Here is a 13,843-nt window from a genome sequence, read left to right on the forward strand (position 1 = left end):
CAATGACGGCAAACAGTGTCAAGAACCTCGCGTGGGGGCAGACCTGGCCGGGGCGTGACCGGTTCCATGACCTGGCGGACGAGGGATACCGCATCATTCCCGTCGTGCGCCGCCTGCTGGCCGATTCACTGACGCCGGTCGGTTTCTACGAGCGTCTCGCGTCTGGACGTTCCGGCACGTTCATCCTGGAATCCGCCGAGTACGGCGGCAGCTGGAGCCGTTACAGCTTCATCGGCGTCGATTCGATGGCCCAGCTGCGTTCCGACAACGGACGGGCGAACTGGCTGGGCACCGTCCCCGCGGGGATCCCGACGGACGGCGATGTCATGGACGTGGCGCGGGCCGCCCTGGCCGCCTTGCGTGCGCCGCAGGTCGATGGCCTGCCGAACCTGACCAGTGGCCTGGTGGGCACGGTCGGCTGGGATGCGATCCGGCACTGGGAACCCACCCTGCGAGCGCAGGCCCCTGACGAGACCGGCCAGCCGGAACTGGTGCTCGCCCTGGCCACCGACATGGCCGTCGTGGATCACGTGGACGGTTCGGTGTGGCTCATCGCAAATGCGGTGAACACGGATGACAGGCCGACACGTGCCGATGGGGCATACGACGAGGCGGTGGCGCGCCTGGACCGCATGCAGCGCATGGTGGCCACCCCCGTGGACGGCGAATTCCGCATGGATGTGCTTGACCCGTCCAGGCCGCGGCCCGAGCTGCGTTTCCGTACCGCCAAGGAGGTGTATGAGCGTGCCGTGGAAAGGTCCCGGCAGCACATCATCGACGGCGACGTCTTCCAGGTGGTCATTTCGCAGCGTGTCGACATCGATTCGCCGGCCGACCCCTTCGACGTGTACCGGGTGCTGCGTACGCTCAATCCCAGCCCCTACATGTATTTCATGGCGCTTACGGATGCGCAGGGACGGGATTTCAACGTGATCGGTTCGAGTCCGGAAACGCTCATCAAGGTCGACCATGGGCATGCGATGACCTTCCCGATTGCCGGTTCCCGTCCGCGTGGCGCCACGCCGGAGGAGGACGAGCGGCTCGGCAGGGAGCTCCTTGCCGATCCCAAGGAGACCAGCGAACACATCATGCTTGTCGACCTGAGCCGCAACGACCTGAGCCGTGTCTGCCTGCCGCACACTGTCGAGGTGGTGTCCCTCATGGACATCAAGCGTTTCTCGCACATCATGCATATCTGTTCGACCGTGGTGGGCGAGGTCGACCCGTCGCTGGGCGTCTTCGACGTGTTCCGGTCCGCCTTCCCTGCAGGCACCCTGTCCGGGGCACCCAAGCCGCGTGCCGTGGAGATCATCGACGAGTTGGAGCCCGCCGACCGTGGCATCTACGGCGGCACCATCGGCTATTTCGATTTCTCCGGCAACATGGACATGGCCATTGCCATCCGCACCGCCTTCATCCGCGACCACCAGGCGAGCGTCCAGGCGGGTGCGGGACTGGTGCTCGACTCGGTACCCGCTACGGAGTGGCAGGAAACCCGCAACAAGGCGGGCGCCAGTGTCGAGGCCATCCAGCTGGCCGCCCAGTTGGAACGCCTGGAAGGTCACGGCCGCTAGCCGATGGCGTGGCGTGTACGGCAGGGCCCGGCGACATATGATGTCGCCGGGCCCTGCCGTACACGCCACGCTCAGCCGAGATACTCGAGCTTCCAGGCTTCGAATTCCTCCAGGAGCGCCGCCTTGCGTCCCTGGTCCAGGAAGGACGCCTGGATCGACATCTCCCCAAGACGCGCCAGGTCGTAGAGCGTGCATCCGGCCTGTACGAGCGCAAGGTAATTGTCCGTCAGGTAGCCGCCGAAGTAGGCCGGGTCGTCGGAGTTGACCGTGGTGATGACGCCGGCGTCGAGGAAGTCGCGGATGCGCAGCCCCTCGGCGTCCTTCACCACGTGCAGCCGGATGTTCGACAGGGGGCAGCGGGTCACCGGCACGCGCTCCTCGGCAAGGCGGCGCATCATCGCAGCGTCGTCCAACGCGTGTGCGCCGTGGTCGATGCGTTCGACATGCAGCAGGTCCAGCGCCTGCTGCATGTAGTCGATGCCGGCCTCCTCGCCGGCATGCGCCACGCGGTGCCAACCCAAGTCGCCCGCACGTTCGAACACATGTTCGAATAGTTTCGGCGGGTGGCCGACTTCAGCGGAATCCAGGCCGATGCCCAGCACCTCATCCGCCCTGGGGACGGCAAGGTCAAGCATGCGTTCCGCATCCTGCAGCGGCAGGTCGCGCACGATGCACAGGATCAGTGCGCCTGACACCCCGTACCGTTCCTCACCTTCGCGCAAGCCGGCATGCAACCCGTCGAGCACGGTGTCGTAGGGGATGCCGTTGGCCAGATGCACCTGCGGGTCGAAGAAGATCTCCGCATGGCGTACGCCGTCCTGGGCGGCCCGTCTGAGATAGGAGAGCATGAGGTCGTGGAAGTCCTGCGCATGCCGCAAGGTGCCCATCAGCCGGTAGTAGAGGTCCAGGAACGACTGCAGGTCCGTGAACTCGTACTGTGCACTGAGTGCGTCCAACGACGTCCACGGCAGCTCGACGTCGTTGCGTGCCGCGAACTGCAAGGCCAGCCCGGGTTCCAGCGTCCCCTCGATATGCACGTGCAGCTCGGTCTTCGGCATTGCCTGCACCGCAGCGGCAAGTCGACCGTCAGCCATGGTGGCTCCTTCCTGTAGGGAAACAAGTTGCATCCAGTGCGCGGCCCGGGGGGGGGGGCGCATGCCGGCGTCGCAATCTATGGGGAGGCCGCACCAATGGCACGGGCCCGTACCGGCCAATGGCTGGTACGGGCCCGTGCCGGGAGCGAGGTCGATCACTCGGCCTTGCGCTCCTCATGGTCCTTCTTGAGCTCGTCAAGCTTGGCCTCGGCCTTGCCTTTGAGCTCGCCGGCCTTCTCCTTGACCTCGTCCGCCTTGACTTCGGCCTTGCCCTTGAGTTCGCCGAGCTTTTCCGCCATATCAGTCATGATTGGCTCCTTTCGTACTATCCGTACTTGTTGTGTGACTCCATTAGACCATGCCGGGGCTTGCCGCAAAGACGATTCCACGTCCGGAAGAATCAGCAAACTTTCAGCAGCGTCCACTACACGCTCGCCGCATCCTGCGAACATGGAGGGGCCCATACGCACGGAAATGCGTACGGGCCCGAAAACACCTACCGGTCACACTCGGGCAACCGACGTCAGGCAATCAGCCAAGCTGGGTGCCGAAACGCTCGTTGAGCTTGACCTGATCCTCGGTGGCCTGCTCCTCACGATCGGCGGCCTTGCCCTCGGCCTTGTCCTTCTTGTCGGTGGCCTTCTCCTCGACCTTCTCGCGCTTCTTGGCGGGATCGTCGGCAGCCTCGCGGATCTTGTTGTCCTCCTTGGCGATCTCCTTGGCGGCATGCTCCTCGGCACGCTCGGCCTTCTTCTCGTCGCGCTCGGCCTTGTGGACCTCGTGCTTCTCCTCCATGTGGTCCTTGAACTCTTCGAACTTTTCCTTGATCTCAGCCATGACAGGCTCCTTCGATTCACGAGACGTGTATTGACACACCCATTAGAACACGGCAGGACACGGCATGTGCAGCTCTTTCTCCGTCAGGAAAATAAAAGGGGAGGCGGACCAAGCCAACCGGCCGGTCACGCCTCCCGCACCGACAGGAAGGAAACGTCACTTCTTGAGATCATCCAGCTTGTCCTGAGCCTTCTGAATGGTCTCCTGCGCCTTGTCCTGCGCCTCCTTGACCTTGTCCTGCGCCTTGTCCTTGATCTCGTCGGCCTTCTTGGCGGCAGCCGCAGTGGCCTCGTTGAGCCTGGCCGACGCCTCGTCGCGAATCGCCTGCGCCTTCGACGCGGCCTTCTCCATCTTGTCGTCCTGACGCTCGGCCTTGCGCTCCTCATGGTCGGCCTTGACCTCATCGATCTTCGCCTCGACCTTGTCCTTGAGCTCGTCGAACGTTTCCTTGATATCAGCCATCATCGGCTCCTTTCACGAAGGGAATTTACCCTCCCATTAGACCATGGCCGCCAACGCCGCCACCACGATTCGCCGACAAGCCGAAACACCCCATCAAACGACTCGCCATCAGCCCATTCCTCGCGCTCCTCATGCTCGCCATGGCAGCCGCAACCATCCTCCACCTCACCGGCACCCACTGAACAAGACCACCCACGCCTCCCATGACCACAATCCGCCCACAACATGAAACAATGCTCGACCCTCACGCACACCATCCCCTACAGTGAGCCATGGCGACCACAAACGCCACCAACACAAGGAGGACCATGTCGGTACTGGACGAACTGGTAGCCGGCGCACAACACGACCAACGCGCCCGCGAACAAGCCACCACACTCGCACAACTCAAGGAACAGGCAGCCACCATGCCTGCCCCACTGGACGCGACACGATGGCTCAAGCGCCCAGACGCCATCCCCGTCATCGCCGAAATCAAACGCGCATCCCCCTCCAAAGGCCACCTCGCCGACATCCCCGACCCAGGCGCACTCGCCGCCCAATACGCCGCAGGAGGAGCCAGCGCAATCTCCGTACTCACCGAAGAACAGCGCTTCCACGGATCACTCGACGACCTGGACGCAGTACGCGCCAACGTCGACATCCCGGTACTGCGCAAGGACTTTATCACCACCGACTACCAAGTCTGGGAAGCACGCGCACACGGAGCCGACCTCATACTCCTCATCGTCGCCGCGCTCGCCGACGACGACCTGCGACGGCTGCTCGACCTTACCCATGACCTGGGCATGACGGCGTTGGTGGAGACCCACACCGTCGAGGAGATCGACCGCGCACGGGCTGCCGGCGCCAAGGTCATCGGCATCAATGCGCGCAACCTCAAGGACCTGCGCGTGGACGTCGGCAAGTACCGCGAGCTGGCGGACGGGCTGCCGGACGACGTGGTCAAGGTCGCCGAATCCGGCGTGTTCGGCAGCGTGGAACTGGAAGACTATGCACGGGCCGGTGCCGACGCGGTACTGGTGGGCGAGGGCGTCGCCACCGCGGACGACCACGTCCTGGCCGTGCAACGACTCGTGAAGGCAGGAGCAACAGTGAAGGCATCCGAACAGACACCATTGAGCGAACATGAGGGACCGTATTTCGGACAGTACGGCGGACGTTTCGTTCCCGAGGCCCTCGTCAGCGCGCTCGACGAACTCGAACGCGTCTATGAGGACGCGAAGCGCGACCCGGAGTTCCACCGGGAGCTGGCACGTCTCAACCAGCAGTATGTTGGACGGCCTTCACCACTGACCGAGGCACCGCGGTTCGCCGCGCGCCTCAAGGAGAAGACAGGGGTCGAGGCACGCGTCTTCCTCAAGCGCGAGGACCTCAACCATACCGGGGCACACAAAATCAACAACGCCATCGGACAGGCATTGCTGGTCAAGCGCATGGGCAAGACGCGCGTCATCGCGGAGACCGGTGCGGGCCAGCACGGCGTCGCCACTGCCACGGTATGCGCCATGATGGGGCTCAAGTGCCGCATCTACATGGGACAGGTCGATGCCCGGCGCCAGGCCCTCAACGTGGCACGCATGCGCATGCTCGGCGCCGAAGTGGTCGAGGTCACCCTCGGCGACCGCATCCTCAAGGATGCCATCAACGAGGCACTGCGCGACTGGGTGACCAACGTGGAGGACACCCACTACCTCCTCGGCACCGTCGCCGGTCCACATCCCTTCCCCGCCATGGTACGCGATTTCCAGAAGATCATCGGCGAGGAAGCCAAGCAGCAGCTCAACGACTGGTACGGCATCGACCATCCGGATGCGGTCGTGGCCTGCGTGGGCGGCGGTTCCAACGCCATCGGCGTCATGAATGCATTCCTCGACGACGAGCGCGTGAACCTCTATGGCTACGAGGCCGGCGGTGACGGCCCCGAGTCGGGCCGCCACGCCATCCGTTTCGCACCAGGCACAGGCGAGCTGGGCATGTTCCAAGGAGCCAAGAGCTACCTGTTGGAGAATTCCGAAGGCCAGACCCTGGACACCTACTCCATCTCCGCCGGCCTCGATTACGCATCCGTAGGACCCGAACATGCATGGCTCAAGGACATCGGACGCGTGCGCTATTCCTGGGCTACCGACGGCGAGGCCATGGCAGCCTTCAAGGACCTGTGCGAAACCGAGGGCATCATCCCGGCCATCGAAAGCTCCCATGCGGTCGCAGGCGCCTACAAGGCCGCCCTTGACCTCAAGGAGCGAGGCGTTGAGCATCCGGTGATGATCGTGAACATCTCCGGTCGCGGCGACAAGGACATGAACACCGCCGGCAAGTGGTTCGGGTACCTCACCGACGAACAAAGCAAGGCACTCGAGGCGAATGGAGCACAAGGCAACAATGCGTGAACAGCAGGAGGAACCAATCATGGACGTCGACACCGTACCCGCCAACGGGACACCAACCGGACAGCCGCTGGGCATCGCACACGCCCCGAGTCCATGCCGCACCTTGTTCGACCGCTTCAAGGCACAGGACAAGCCCGCCTTCATCGGCTACCTGCCCTTCGGATTCCCGACCATGGACCTCAGCCTCGAAGCCTTCCGCACAATGGTCGACAACGGATGCGACATCGTGGAAATCGGCCTGCCATACTCCGATCCCGTCATGGACGGTCCCGTCATCCAGGCAGCCAGCCAGATCGCGCTGCGCAACGGCGAACGCATCCATGACGTGTTCAAGGCGGTCGAGACAGTGGCCGAAGCCGGCGGCGTCCCGCTCATCATGAGCTATTGGAACCTCATCTTCCACTACGGGGTCGAGCGTTTCGCAGCCGACTTCGCCAACGCCGGGGGAGCGGGGCTCATCACCCCCGATCTCATTCCCGACGAGGCAGGTGAATGGATCGAGGCCTCCGACCGCCACGGGCTCGACCGCATATTCCTGGTGTCACCCGACTCCACCGACGAGCGCCTGCGCATCGTGGCCCGCAATGCCCGCGGATTCGTCTACGCGGCATCGCGCATGGGCGTCACCGGCGAACGGGCCACCATCAACGCAAGTCCGCAACGACTGGTGGAACGCACTCGCGCGGCCGACGCGGAGAACGTATGCGTCGGCATCGGCGTCTCCACACCCGAGCAAGGCGCCACCGTGGGCAAGTACGCCGACGGCGTCATCGTCGGATCAGCCTTGGTGCACACCCTGCTGGATACCGACGGCGACGTCAAGGATCCAGTCCAAGGGATGGGAGCGCTCGCCAACACCACGTCCGCCCTGGCCGACGCCATCCACGGCTGCAGGCGCTGAAGCCCGTCCTTGCCGTCACATCCAAGGCGCCGCCCTGTCAACCAAGCGACGGGGCGGCGCCTTGCCGTACGTAGGCCGCATCGTCCAGACGGCCACGGCAAGGCCATGTGAAAAACATGACGAATACGATGCATCTGCATGCAGGGGATGCGCCTTGGGCGGCAATGTCTCCGGACCAAGTGACGCAAGCGGTACCATGGGGCATGAAGGACATATGCGACCCGCAACGCAGCGGTACCGCACCTGCAACACGAACGACTGACACGCCGAGCCATTGCCACGCTGCCTACGCAGACGGCAAGCCAACACGTACCCACACGAAGCATATGCCGACAGGCGGGATGGCGTGCCCGGGGAGGAACACACCATGACCGTCCTGAACCATGACAGCGATCCGTTGACCATCATCCCTGTGCGCGGGCGCGCCCTGCGCCACCGCATCGCCACCACCGCACTTGCCTGTACGATGTGCCTGGTGCCGCTTGCCGCATGCGGTACCTCCGGAACATAGGGCCACATCTACTACCTCAACAGCAAACCCGAAGTCGTCAGCCAGCTTGACCGGCTGGCCACCCTCTATGCCGAACGTACCGGCATCACGGTCGACGTCCTCACCGCCACATCCGGCGACTACAACACGACCCTGCGATCGGAACTGGGGAAAAGCCGCGCCCCCGACATGTTCGCCATCACCGGATACGACACCTTTGCCGCCTTCCGCAAGCACCTCGAACCCTTCAGGACACCGATGCCTACAAGAGGCTCGACGACGACGGCAAGCGCAATGCCTACCAGCTTGACGGCAACGTCTATACGCTGCCCTATGCAGCCGAATGGTATGGCATCATCGCCAACCGTGCCATACTCGAACGCTATGTGGCCAAGGACTATGCCGTCATCGACTCTCCCGACGACATCACGGATTACGACACGCTCGAACGTGTCACCCAATCCATCGACGAACACCGGGAGGACCTCGGCGTCGACGCTGCCTTCAGCACCCCGGCCTCGAATCCTCCGACACTACCGCTTCACCTCGCACATGTCGCGACTGCCGCTGTTCTACGAATACCGCGACCGCAACACCACCCTCAGCCCGCGCATCGACGGCAAGTACCTGGACGTCTACCGGACCATGTTCGATTTGAGCTGCACCATTGCGCCACGGTCCCCAGCATGGTCGCCGGACGCAACTACGAGCAGGTCACCGCGGAATTTGCCCGCGGCAAGGCCGTCTGCTACCCCAATGGCGTCTGGTCCTACACCCAGATCAAGGACGATGCCGTCAAGGACGATGACCTCATGATGCTGCCCTACTACATGGGCATCGAGGGGGAGGAACACTATGGCCCTGCTGGAATCTACGACGCCAGCTGGGCCGTCAATCGCAATGCTTCCACCAAGGACAAGGAAGCTACCCTTGCCTTCATCTCCTGGCTCGTCACGGATGACCAGGCGAGGACGATCCTTTCCAAGGACATGGGCTTCGCCGTCCCCTTCACCACGTTCGACGACGACTACCAGCCGGACAACCCCTCATTGCGCGAGCCCGCGCCTACACCGCCCACGGCGTGCCCGAAGTGCGCAGCTTCACGCTGCCCGACTCGAAATGGCAGGATGACCTCACCGACGCCCTGACCGAATATGCACAGGGTACCGGCGGATGGGAAGCCGTCCGCCGCTCCTACGTGGACGGATGGACCCGTGAGTGGGAGGAACAGGCGGACATCCTCGGCATGCTGCCGCAATCCACGCAATTCGCCGAGGCCTAGCGCGCGTGACATATCGCTTCAATCGGCTACCATCGACACCATGAATCTCGCGTACATCCCATCGCCGTCGATCTCCACTTTCCAGATCGGGCCGTTGACCATCCATTTCTATGCCATCACCATGTTGCTCGGCATCGTGGCAGCCGTGTGGATCACGTCGGTCCGCTGGAAGCGTTACGGCGGTACCTTCGACCAGGTGCTCGACACTGCGCTGGTCGCCGTTCCCTGCGGCATCGTCGGTGCACGCCTCTACCACGTCGTCACCACTCCCGAACGGTTCTTCGGTCCTTCCGGTGACTGGGTGGAGATATTCCGCATCTGGAACGGGGGCCTGGGCATCTGGGGTGCCATACTGCTCGGAGCGCTCGGCGCATGGGCGTGGATGCGCCACAAGCATTACCCGATGGCATTGCTGGCCGATGCCATCGCACCGGCCCTGCTGGTCGCCCAGGCCATCGGGCGGCTGGGCAACTGGTTCAACCAGGAACTCTACGGCAAGCCGACCACGCTGCCTTGGGGCCTGAAGCTCAACGATACCGGCACGGCCATCGGCAATGTCGAACAGTGCTACGACGGGGCGAGCTGCCCGACGGGCACCCTGTTCCATCCCACCTTCCTCTACGAGATGATTTGGAATCTCGTCGGGGCGGCACTGCTGGTCTGGATTGGGCACCACCTGGCCCGCAAGCTCAAGGCGGGTTCGCTCTTCGCGCTGTATGTCATGTGGTATACGCTCGGCCGGACCTGGATCGAGATGCTGCGCATCGATTTCTCGCATACCATCCTCGGATTGCGTGTCAACGTCTGGGTGTCGATCTGCGTGTTCGTGGCTGCGGCAGTGGCGTTCATCATCATCCAGAAGGCAGGCAAGCCTACGGCATTGCTTGCGGAGAAGCTGCGCACGCTTACGGAACTGGAGGCACGCACCGAACGCGAACGGGAGGAACGGGCGAAGCGGACGAAGTGAACGATGGACGGTTCGTCGCTTGTCCTACCTAGAATGGGCAACCATGGAGATTCAAATCGCACCGAGCATCCTTTCCGCCGACTTCTGCAACCTCGAGCGGGATCTTGACCGTATCGCCAACGCCGACATGGTACACGTCGATGTCATGGACCATCACTTCGTGCCCAACCTGACCATCGGCGAGCCGGTGGTCAAGCGCATCTGCGAGGTCACCGACCTGCCGGTCGACGTGCATCTCATGATCGAGGACCCGGACCGGTGGGCCCCCGGGTACGCCGAGCTCGGTGCGCATTCCGTCACCTTCCACGCCGGTGCGACGCATGCACCCGTGCGCCTGGCACGCCAGCTGCACGACATGGGCTGCGAAGCATGGTTCGCGCTGCGTCCCGCCGAACCCGTGGAGCCGCTCTACGATATCCTCGAGGAGTTCGACACGATTCTCATCATGACCGTCGAACCCGGTTTCGGCGGACAGAAGTTCCTGGCCAACCAGATGCCGAAGGTGCGTCGCCTGCGTGACGAGATTACGCGCCGCGGACTCAAGACGAACATCCAGGTCGACGGCGGCGTCAGCCCCTCGACTGCGGCCACCGTGGCACAGGCCGGCGCCAACATCCTCGTGGCCGGTTCGGCCGTGTACGGGGCCGCCGATCCGGCCAAGGCCATCAATGAAATCCGCGACGCGGCCGCTGCCGCATACCGCGACTGACCACACCACCGAGAGGACACACCACACCATGAAGACCTTCGAATCGCTGTTCGCGGAACTCACGGACAAGGCTGCCGCGCGTCCCGAGGGGTCGCTGACCGTCGAGGAGCTCGACAAGGGTACGCACTTCATCGGCAAGAAGATCGTCGAGGAAGCGGGGGAGACCTGGATTGCCGCCGAATACGAAGGCGCGGACCGCACCGCCGAAGAGATGAGCCAGCTGATCTACCACCTGCAGGTCATGATGATCGACCGCGGGTTGACCCTTGAGGACGTCTACCGTTACCTGTGAACGGGTTCCCCGGGCCTTACCCGGGAACAGTCCGATCACGACAGACCGACAATCTTTCTGGAGGATGAATGCTGCGCATCGCGGTACCCAACAAAGGCATGCTTTCCGAACCGGCGTGGAACATGCTGGCCGAAGCCGGCTACCAGCTGAGGAGCAATCCGCGACAGTTGGTGGTGGAAGACCCCGACAACGACGTGGAACTGTTCTACCTGCGGCCGCTCGACATAGCGGTGTATGTGGGGAGGGGCACCATCGACGTCGGCATCACCGGCCATGACCTGCTGCTCAATTCGGGGACGGACGCGCAAGAAGTCATGGACCTGGGATTCGGTGCGTCCACCTTCCGTTTCGCGGCCCCGCAGGATTCCCCCATCACCAGCCTGCAGGACATCGAAGGCAAGCGCGTGGCCACCTCCTTCGACAAGCTGGTGCATGACTACTTGGTCGAACAGGGCATCCATGCCGAGACCATCCACCTCGACGGAGCCGTGGAGTCCTCCGTGCAGCTCGGGGTTGCCGACCTGATCGCGGACGTGGTGTCCACCGGCACTACGTTGCGCAACGCCGGCCTGCGCATCTTCGGTGACCCCATCGTGCATTCCGAGGCGGTGCTCATCCGTTCTCCGCGCCTGGGGAAGGATGACGAACGCCTGACACGCCTGACGCGCCGCCTCCAGGGCGTCCTGACCGCCAAGCGGTACGTGCTCATGGATTTCGACATCCCGGTGGAGAAGGTGTCGACGGCCGTTCAGGTCACCCCGGGCTTCGAAAGTCCCACCATCTCGCCTTTGCACGACAAGCAATGGTCGGCAGTGCGCGTCATGGTGCCCAAGGCCAAGGTCAACCAGCTGATGGACCAACTTTACGAGGTGGGCGCGCGGGGCATCATCGTCACCGCCATTCAGGCATCCCGCATGTGAGGGGGCCGATGCTCCTATGGCAGTGGATGACAAGTATAGTCCCGAGGCACGCGACCTCGTCTTCACGGTGCCGAACATCATCAGCGTGTTGCGCATCATCTCGATACCGTTCATCGCATGGCTCATTGCGCGCCATGATATGATCTGGGCATTGTTGGTCCTGGCGGTTTCCTCGGCTTCCGACGGACTTGACGGACTCATTGCCCGCAGGTTCAACCAGGTGAGCAAGATCGGCCAGTTGCTCGATCCCATCGCGGACCGTCTGCTGATTTTCTGCAGCATCCTGGCCCTTGCCGTCAGCGGCGTACTGCCTTGGTGGATGCTGGTGCTCGTGGCGCTGCGTGACGTGGTCATGGCGATCCTGACCCTGATGCTCGCCCAGCATGACTACGGTCCGCTTCCCGTCCATTTCGTCGGAAAGACGGGCACGGCAATCCTCCTGCTCTCCATCGTGGGTCTCATGGTCGCGGACATCAGGCCGGCCATGGCGGCCTCCCAGTGGCTGCATCTCGCAGCCGTCGCTTGCGCGATCTGGGGAATCGGCCTGTACTGGTTGGCCGGCGTGCTGTACCTGCGGCAGGGCATCGGGTTGTTGCGGAAGGAATGACATAGGCATTGGATAACGAGAGGCAGATTCCACCGGTATACCCGGTGTCCGGTGATACGGCCCCGCTGCGGCGCCGGGCGGTCTTCTCATGCTCATATGCCGGTATCTCGTCGCACCACGCGGATCCCCCCTCAGGGTCCAGGACCGACCGTCGGCGCCATGGCTCCAACGGCTCGCTGCAGCTCATCGACGACCTGATCAACCGGCCGCTCGACCAGATGTACAACGACTCACGGTTGGTGAGCAAACCCGACTCCAAGATGGCATATTGGGCGACACGCATCGTGGTGTTCCTCATCTGCATCGCCGTCGGTTTCGAGGGAAGCCAGTTCGTGCGGCAGCTCAACACCGATCCCCGCAAGCAGGTCAGGGAGCAGTTGGCCAGCCAACTGGTCGAGAACGACGATCACGTGGCCACGCTGGAGCAGGATATCGCCGACCTGCGCAAGAGCATCGACGAGCAATCCGAGTCGATACAGCAGTCGCCCATCGAACGGCTGGTCCGGCAGAACGATGCAGCCGCCGGCATGACGGCCATGGAAGGGGAGGGGATCGTCATGACCATTGCCGATCCGCTGGCAGCCTCCACCGACGAGGCCAACGGATCCGTGCCGAGGGAATCCGCCGGCAGCAAGCTGCGTGTGGTGACCGACTACGACCTGCAGGAGCTGGTGTGCCTCATGTGGCAGCATGGTGCCGAGGCAATCGCCGTCAACGGCAACCGGCTTGGCGTGCAGACCTCGATTCGCATGGCGGGCAACAACATACTCATCGGCACGGCCGCCATCGAAAGCCCCTACGTCATCCAGGCCATCGGCAACCGGACCGAATTGGCGAAGGCCATGGGCAAGGATGCATTGCCCACCTTGTATGCCGACTTCCAGAAGGCCGGCATGCATCCGAAGATAAGCGAGGAACGTTCCCTACGCCTGGAGGCCGCCACGGCGGGCCAGGTCACCTATGCAAGGAGGATCAGCTGATGGCAGCGGTATTGGGACTTATTGTCGGCGTGGTCGTGGGGTTGTTCGTGCGACCGGACATCCCCGTCTTCCTGCAGCCCTACCTGCCGATCATGGTGGTGGCCGCACTGGATGCGCTGCTCGGCGCCGCACGTTCCTATTTCGAACGCAGCTTCTCCGACAAGGTCTTCGTCATCTCCTTCCTGTCCAATGTCGTCACCGCCACCTTGCTGGTCCTCCTGGGAAACCAGCTGGGCGTCGGATCGCAACTGTCGACCGCCGTCATCGTGGTGCTCGGCATCCGTATCTTCTCCAACGTCTCGGCGATACGCCGCTTCATCTTCCAGGGGTGAGCC

General features: G+C 63.3%; 17 protein-coding genes. 13 read left to right on the forward strand and 4 right to left on the reverse strand.

Annotated features, from left to right (window positions below):
* Nucleotides 1-2 precede the first annotated feature (2 nt).
* Nucleotides 3-1,574 carry a chorismate-binding protein gene (locus BCUN_RS06505; RefSeq protein WP_033517453.1) on the forward strand — a complete coding sequence of 524 codons (1,572 nt, stop codon included), beginning with the start codon at nt 3-5 and terminating at the stop codon, nt 1,572-1,574.
* Between the two features lie 71 nt (nt 1,575-1,645).
* On the opposite strand, the gene BCUN_RS06510 is transcribed toward BCUN_RS06505, so the two are convergent.
* From BCUN_RS06510 to BCUN_RS06520, 4 genes are all read right to left on the reverse strand, one after another.
* Nucleotides 1,646-2,668: an adenosine deaminase gene (locus BCUN_RS06510; protein ID WP_033515885.1), complete on the reverse strand. Its 1,023-nt coding sequence runs from the start codon at nt 2,666-2,668 to the stop codon at nt 1,646-1,648.
* A 155-nt stretch (nt 2,669-2,823) separates the two neighbouring features.
* On the reverse strand, nt 2,824-2,976 hold the full coding sequence (locus tag BCUN_RS12625) for a hypothetical protein (RefSeq protein ID WP_169744064.1): 153 nt from the start codon (nt 2,974-2,976) through the stop codon (nt 2,824-2,826).
* Nucleotides 2,977-3,199: 223 nt separating this feature from the next.
* Nucleotides 3,200-3,505, reverse strand: a complete 306-nt coding sequence (locus tag BCUN_RS06515) for a hypothetical protein (RefSeq protein ID WP_033515887.1) — start codon at nt 3,503-3,505, stop codon at nt 3,200-3,202.
* 156 nt (nt 3,506-3,661) lie between these two features.
* Nucleotides 3,662-3,967 carry a hypothetical protein gene (locus BCUN_RS06520; RefSeq protein WP_152598075.1) on the reverse strand — a complete coding sequence of 102 codons (306 nt, stop codon included), beginning with the start codon at nt 3,965-3,967 and terminating at the stop codon, nt 3,662-3,664.
* A gap of 308 nt (nt 3,968-4,275) precedes the next feature.
* Here BCUN_RS06520 and BCUN_RS06525 point away from each other — a divergent pair, with 308 nt between their 5' ends.
* The 12 genes from BCUN_RS06525 (at nt 4,276) to BCUN_RS06570 (ending at nt 13,840) form a co-directional block, all read left to right on the forward strand.
* A complete protein-coding gene (locus BCUN_RS06525) occupies nt 4,276-6,360 on the forward strand; it encodes a bifunctional indole-3-glycerol phosphate synthase/tryptophan synthase subunit beta (RefSeq protein ID WP_033515891.1) in 2,085 nt (694 codons plus the stop codon).
* On the forward strand, nt 6,353-7,261 hold the full coding sequence (gene trpA / locus BCUN_RS06530; RefSeq protein WP_051920884.1) for a tryptophan synthase subunit alpha: 909 nt from the start codon (nt 6,353-6,355) through the stop codon (nt 7,259-7,261). The genes BCUN_RS06525 and trpA overlap by 8 nt, the downstream gene beginning before the upstream one ends.
* A gap of 367 nt (nt 7,262-7,628) precedes the next feature.
* Nucleotides 7,629-7,772 (forward strand): hypothetical protein, encoded by a 144-nt coding sequence (locus tag BCUN_RS12780; protein ID WP_238552344.1) that lies wholly within the window; start codon nt 7,629-7,631, stop codon nt 7,770-7,772.
* 185 nt (nt 7,773-7,957) lie between these two features.
* Nucleotides 7,958-8,899 carry an ABC transporter substrate-binding protein gene (locus BCUN_RS06535; RefSeq protein WP_238552347.1) on the forward strand — a complete coding sequence of 314 codons (942 nt, stop codon included), beginning with the start codon at nt 7,958-7,960 and terminating at the stop codon, nt 8,897-8,899.
* On the forward strand, nt 8,842-9,033 hold the full coding sequence (locus BCUN_RS12785) for a hypothetical protein (protein ID WP_238552345.1): 192 nt from the start codon (nt 8,842-8,844) through the stop codon (nt 9,031-9,033). Before BCUN_RS06535 ends, BCUN_RS12785 begins: the two co-directional genes overlap by 58 nt.
* A gap of 40 nt (nt 9,034-9,073) precedes the next feature.
* Nucleotides 9,074-10,000: a prolipoprotein diacylglyceryl transferase gene (gene lgt, locus BCUN_RS06540; protein ID WP_033515893.1), complete on the forward strand. Its 927-nt coding sequence runs from the start codon at nt 9,074-9,076 to the stop codon at nt 9,998-10,000.
* Between the two features lie 43 nt (nt 10,001-10,043).
* A complete protein-coding gene (gene rpe / locus BCUN_RS06545; RefSeq protein WP_033515895.1) occupies nt 10,044-10,709 on the forward strand; it encodes a ribulose-phosphate 3-epimerase in 666 nt (221 codons plus the stop codon).
* Between the two features lie 28 nt (nt 10,710-10,737).
* Complete coding sequence (locus BCUN_RS06550) at nt 10,738-11,001, forward strand: phosphoribosyl-ATP diphosphatase (RefSeq protein WP_033515897.1); 264 nt, start codon at nt 10,738-10,740, stop codon at nt 10,999-11,001.
* 68 nt (nt 11,002-11,069) lie between these two features.
* Nucleotides 11,070-11,921 carry an ATP phosphoribosyltransferase gene (gene hisG / locus BCUN_RS06555; protein WP_033515899.1) on the forward strand — a complete coding sequence of 284 codons (852 nt, stop codon included), beginning with the start codon at nt 11,070-11,072 and terminating at the stop codon, nt 11,919-11,921.
* Between the two features lie 16 nt (nt 11,922-11,937).
* A complete protein-coding gene (locus BCUN_RS06560; protein WP_033515901.1) occupies nt 11,938-12,528 on the forward strand; it encodes a CDP-alcohol phosphatidyltransferase family protein in 591 nt (196 codons plus the stop codon).
* A gap of 8 nt (nt 12,529-12,536) precedes the next feature.
* Nucleotides 12,537-13,508 carry a DUF881 domain-containing protein gene (locus tag BCUN_RS06565; RefSeq protein ID WP_033515903.1) on the forward strand — a complete coding sequence of 324 codons (972 nt, stop codon included), beginning with the start codon at nt 12,537-12,539 and terminating at the stop codon, nt 13,506-13,508.
* Nucleotides 13,508-13,840, forward strand: coding sequence for a small basic family protein (locus BCUN_RS06570; protein ID WP_033515905.1), 333 nt, complete (start codon nt 13,508-13,510; stop codon nt 13,838-13,840). The genes BCUN_RS06565 and BCUN_RS06570 overlap by 1 nt, the downstream gene beginning before the upstream one ends.
* Nucleotides 13,841-13,843 lie beyond the last annotated feature (3 nt).

Origin of the sequence: Bifidobacterium cuniculi, from assembly GCF_000741575.1 — a bacterium.
Classification (GTDB): Bacteria; Actinomycetota; Actinomycetes; order Actinomycetales; family Bifidobacteriaceae; genus Bifidobacterium; species Bifidobacterium cuniculi.

What these genes read in the sequence shown, in the direction of transcription:
- BCUN_RS06510 (WP_033515885.1), bottom strand. Translation starts at nt 2,668, where the DNA reads ATGGCTGACGGTCGACTTGCCGCTGCGGTGCAGGCAATGCCGAAGACC.
- lgt (WP_033515893.1), top strand. Translation starts at nt 9,074, where the DNA reads ATGAATCTCGCGTACATCCCATCGCCGTCGATCTCCACTTTCCAGATC.
- hisG (WP_033515899.1), top strand. Translation starts at nt 11,070, where the DNA reads ATGCTGCGCATCGCGGTACCCAACAAAGGCATGCTTTCCGAACCGGCG.
- rpe (WP_033515895.1), top strand. Translation starts at nt 10,044, where the DNA reads ATGGAGATTCAAATCGCACCGAGCATCCTTTCCGCCGACTTCTGCAAC.
- trpA (WP_051920884.1), top strand. Translation starts at nt 6,353, where the DNA reads ATGCGTGAACAGCAGGAGGAACCAATCATGGACGTCGACACCGTACCC.
- BCUN_RS06515 (WP_033515887.1), bottom strand. Translation starts at nt 3,505, where the DNA reads ATGGCTGAGATCAAGGAAAAGTTCGAAGAGTTCAAGGACCACATGGAG.
- BCUN_RS12625 (WP_169744064.1), bottom strand. Translation starts at nt 2,976, where the DNA reads ATGACTGATATGGCGGAAAAGCTCGGCGAACTCAAGGGCAAGGCCGAA.
- BCUN_RS06560 (WP_033515901.1), top strand. Translation starts at nt 11,938, where the DNA reads ATGGCAGTGGATGACAAGTATAGTCCCGAGGCACGCGACCTCGTCTTC.
- BCUN_RS06525 (WP_033515891.1), top strand. Translation starts at nt 4,276, where the DNA reads ATGTCGGTACTGGACGAACTGGTAGCCGGCGCACAACACGACCAACGC.
- BCUN_RS12780 (WP_238552344.1), top strand. Translation starts at nt 7,629, where the DNA reads ATGACCGTCCTGAACCATGACAGCGATCCGTTGACCATCATCCCTGTG.
- BCUN_RS06570 (WP_033515905.1), top strand. Translation starts at nt 13,508, where the DNA reads ATGGCAGCGGTATTGGGACTTATTGTCGGCGTGGTCGTGGGGTTGTTC.
- BCUN_RS06550 (WP_033515897.1), top strand. Translation starts at nt 10,738, where the DNA reads ATGAAGACCTTCGAATCGCTGTTCGCGGAACTCACGGACAAGGCTGCC.
- BCUN_RS06505 (WP_033517453.1), top strand. Translation starts at nt 3, where the DNA reads ATGACGGCAAACAGTGTCAAGAACCTCGCGTGGGGGCAGACCTGGCCG.
- BCUN_RS06520 (WP_152598075.1), bottom strand. Translation starts at nt 3,967, where the DNA reads ATGGCTGATATCAAGGAAACGTTCGACGAGCTCAAGGACAAGGTCGAG.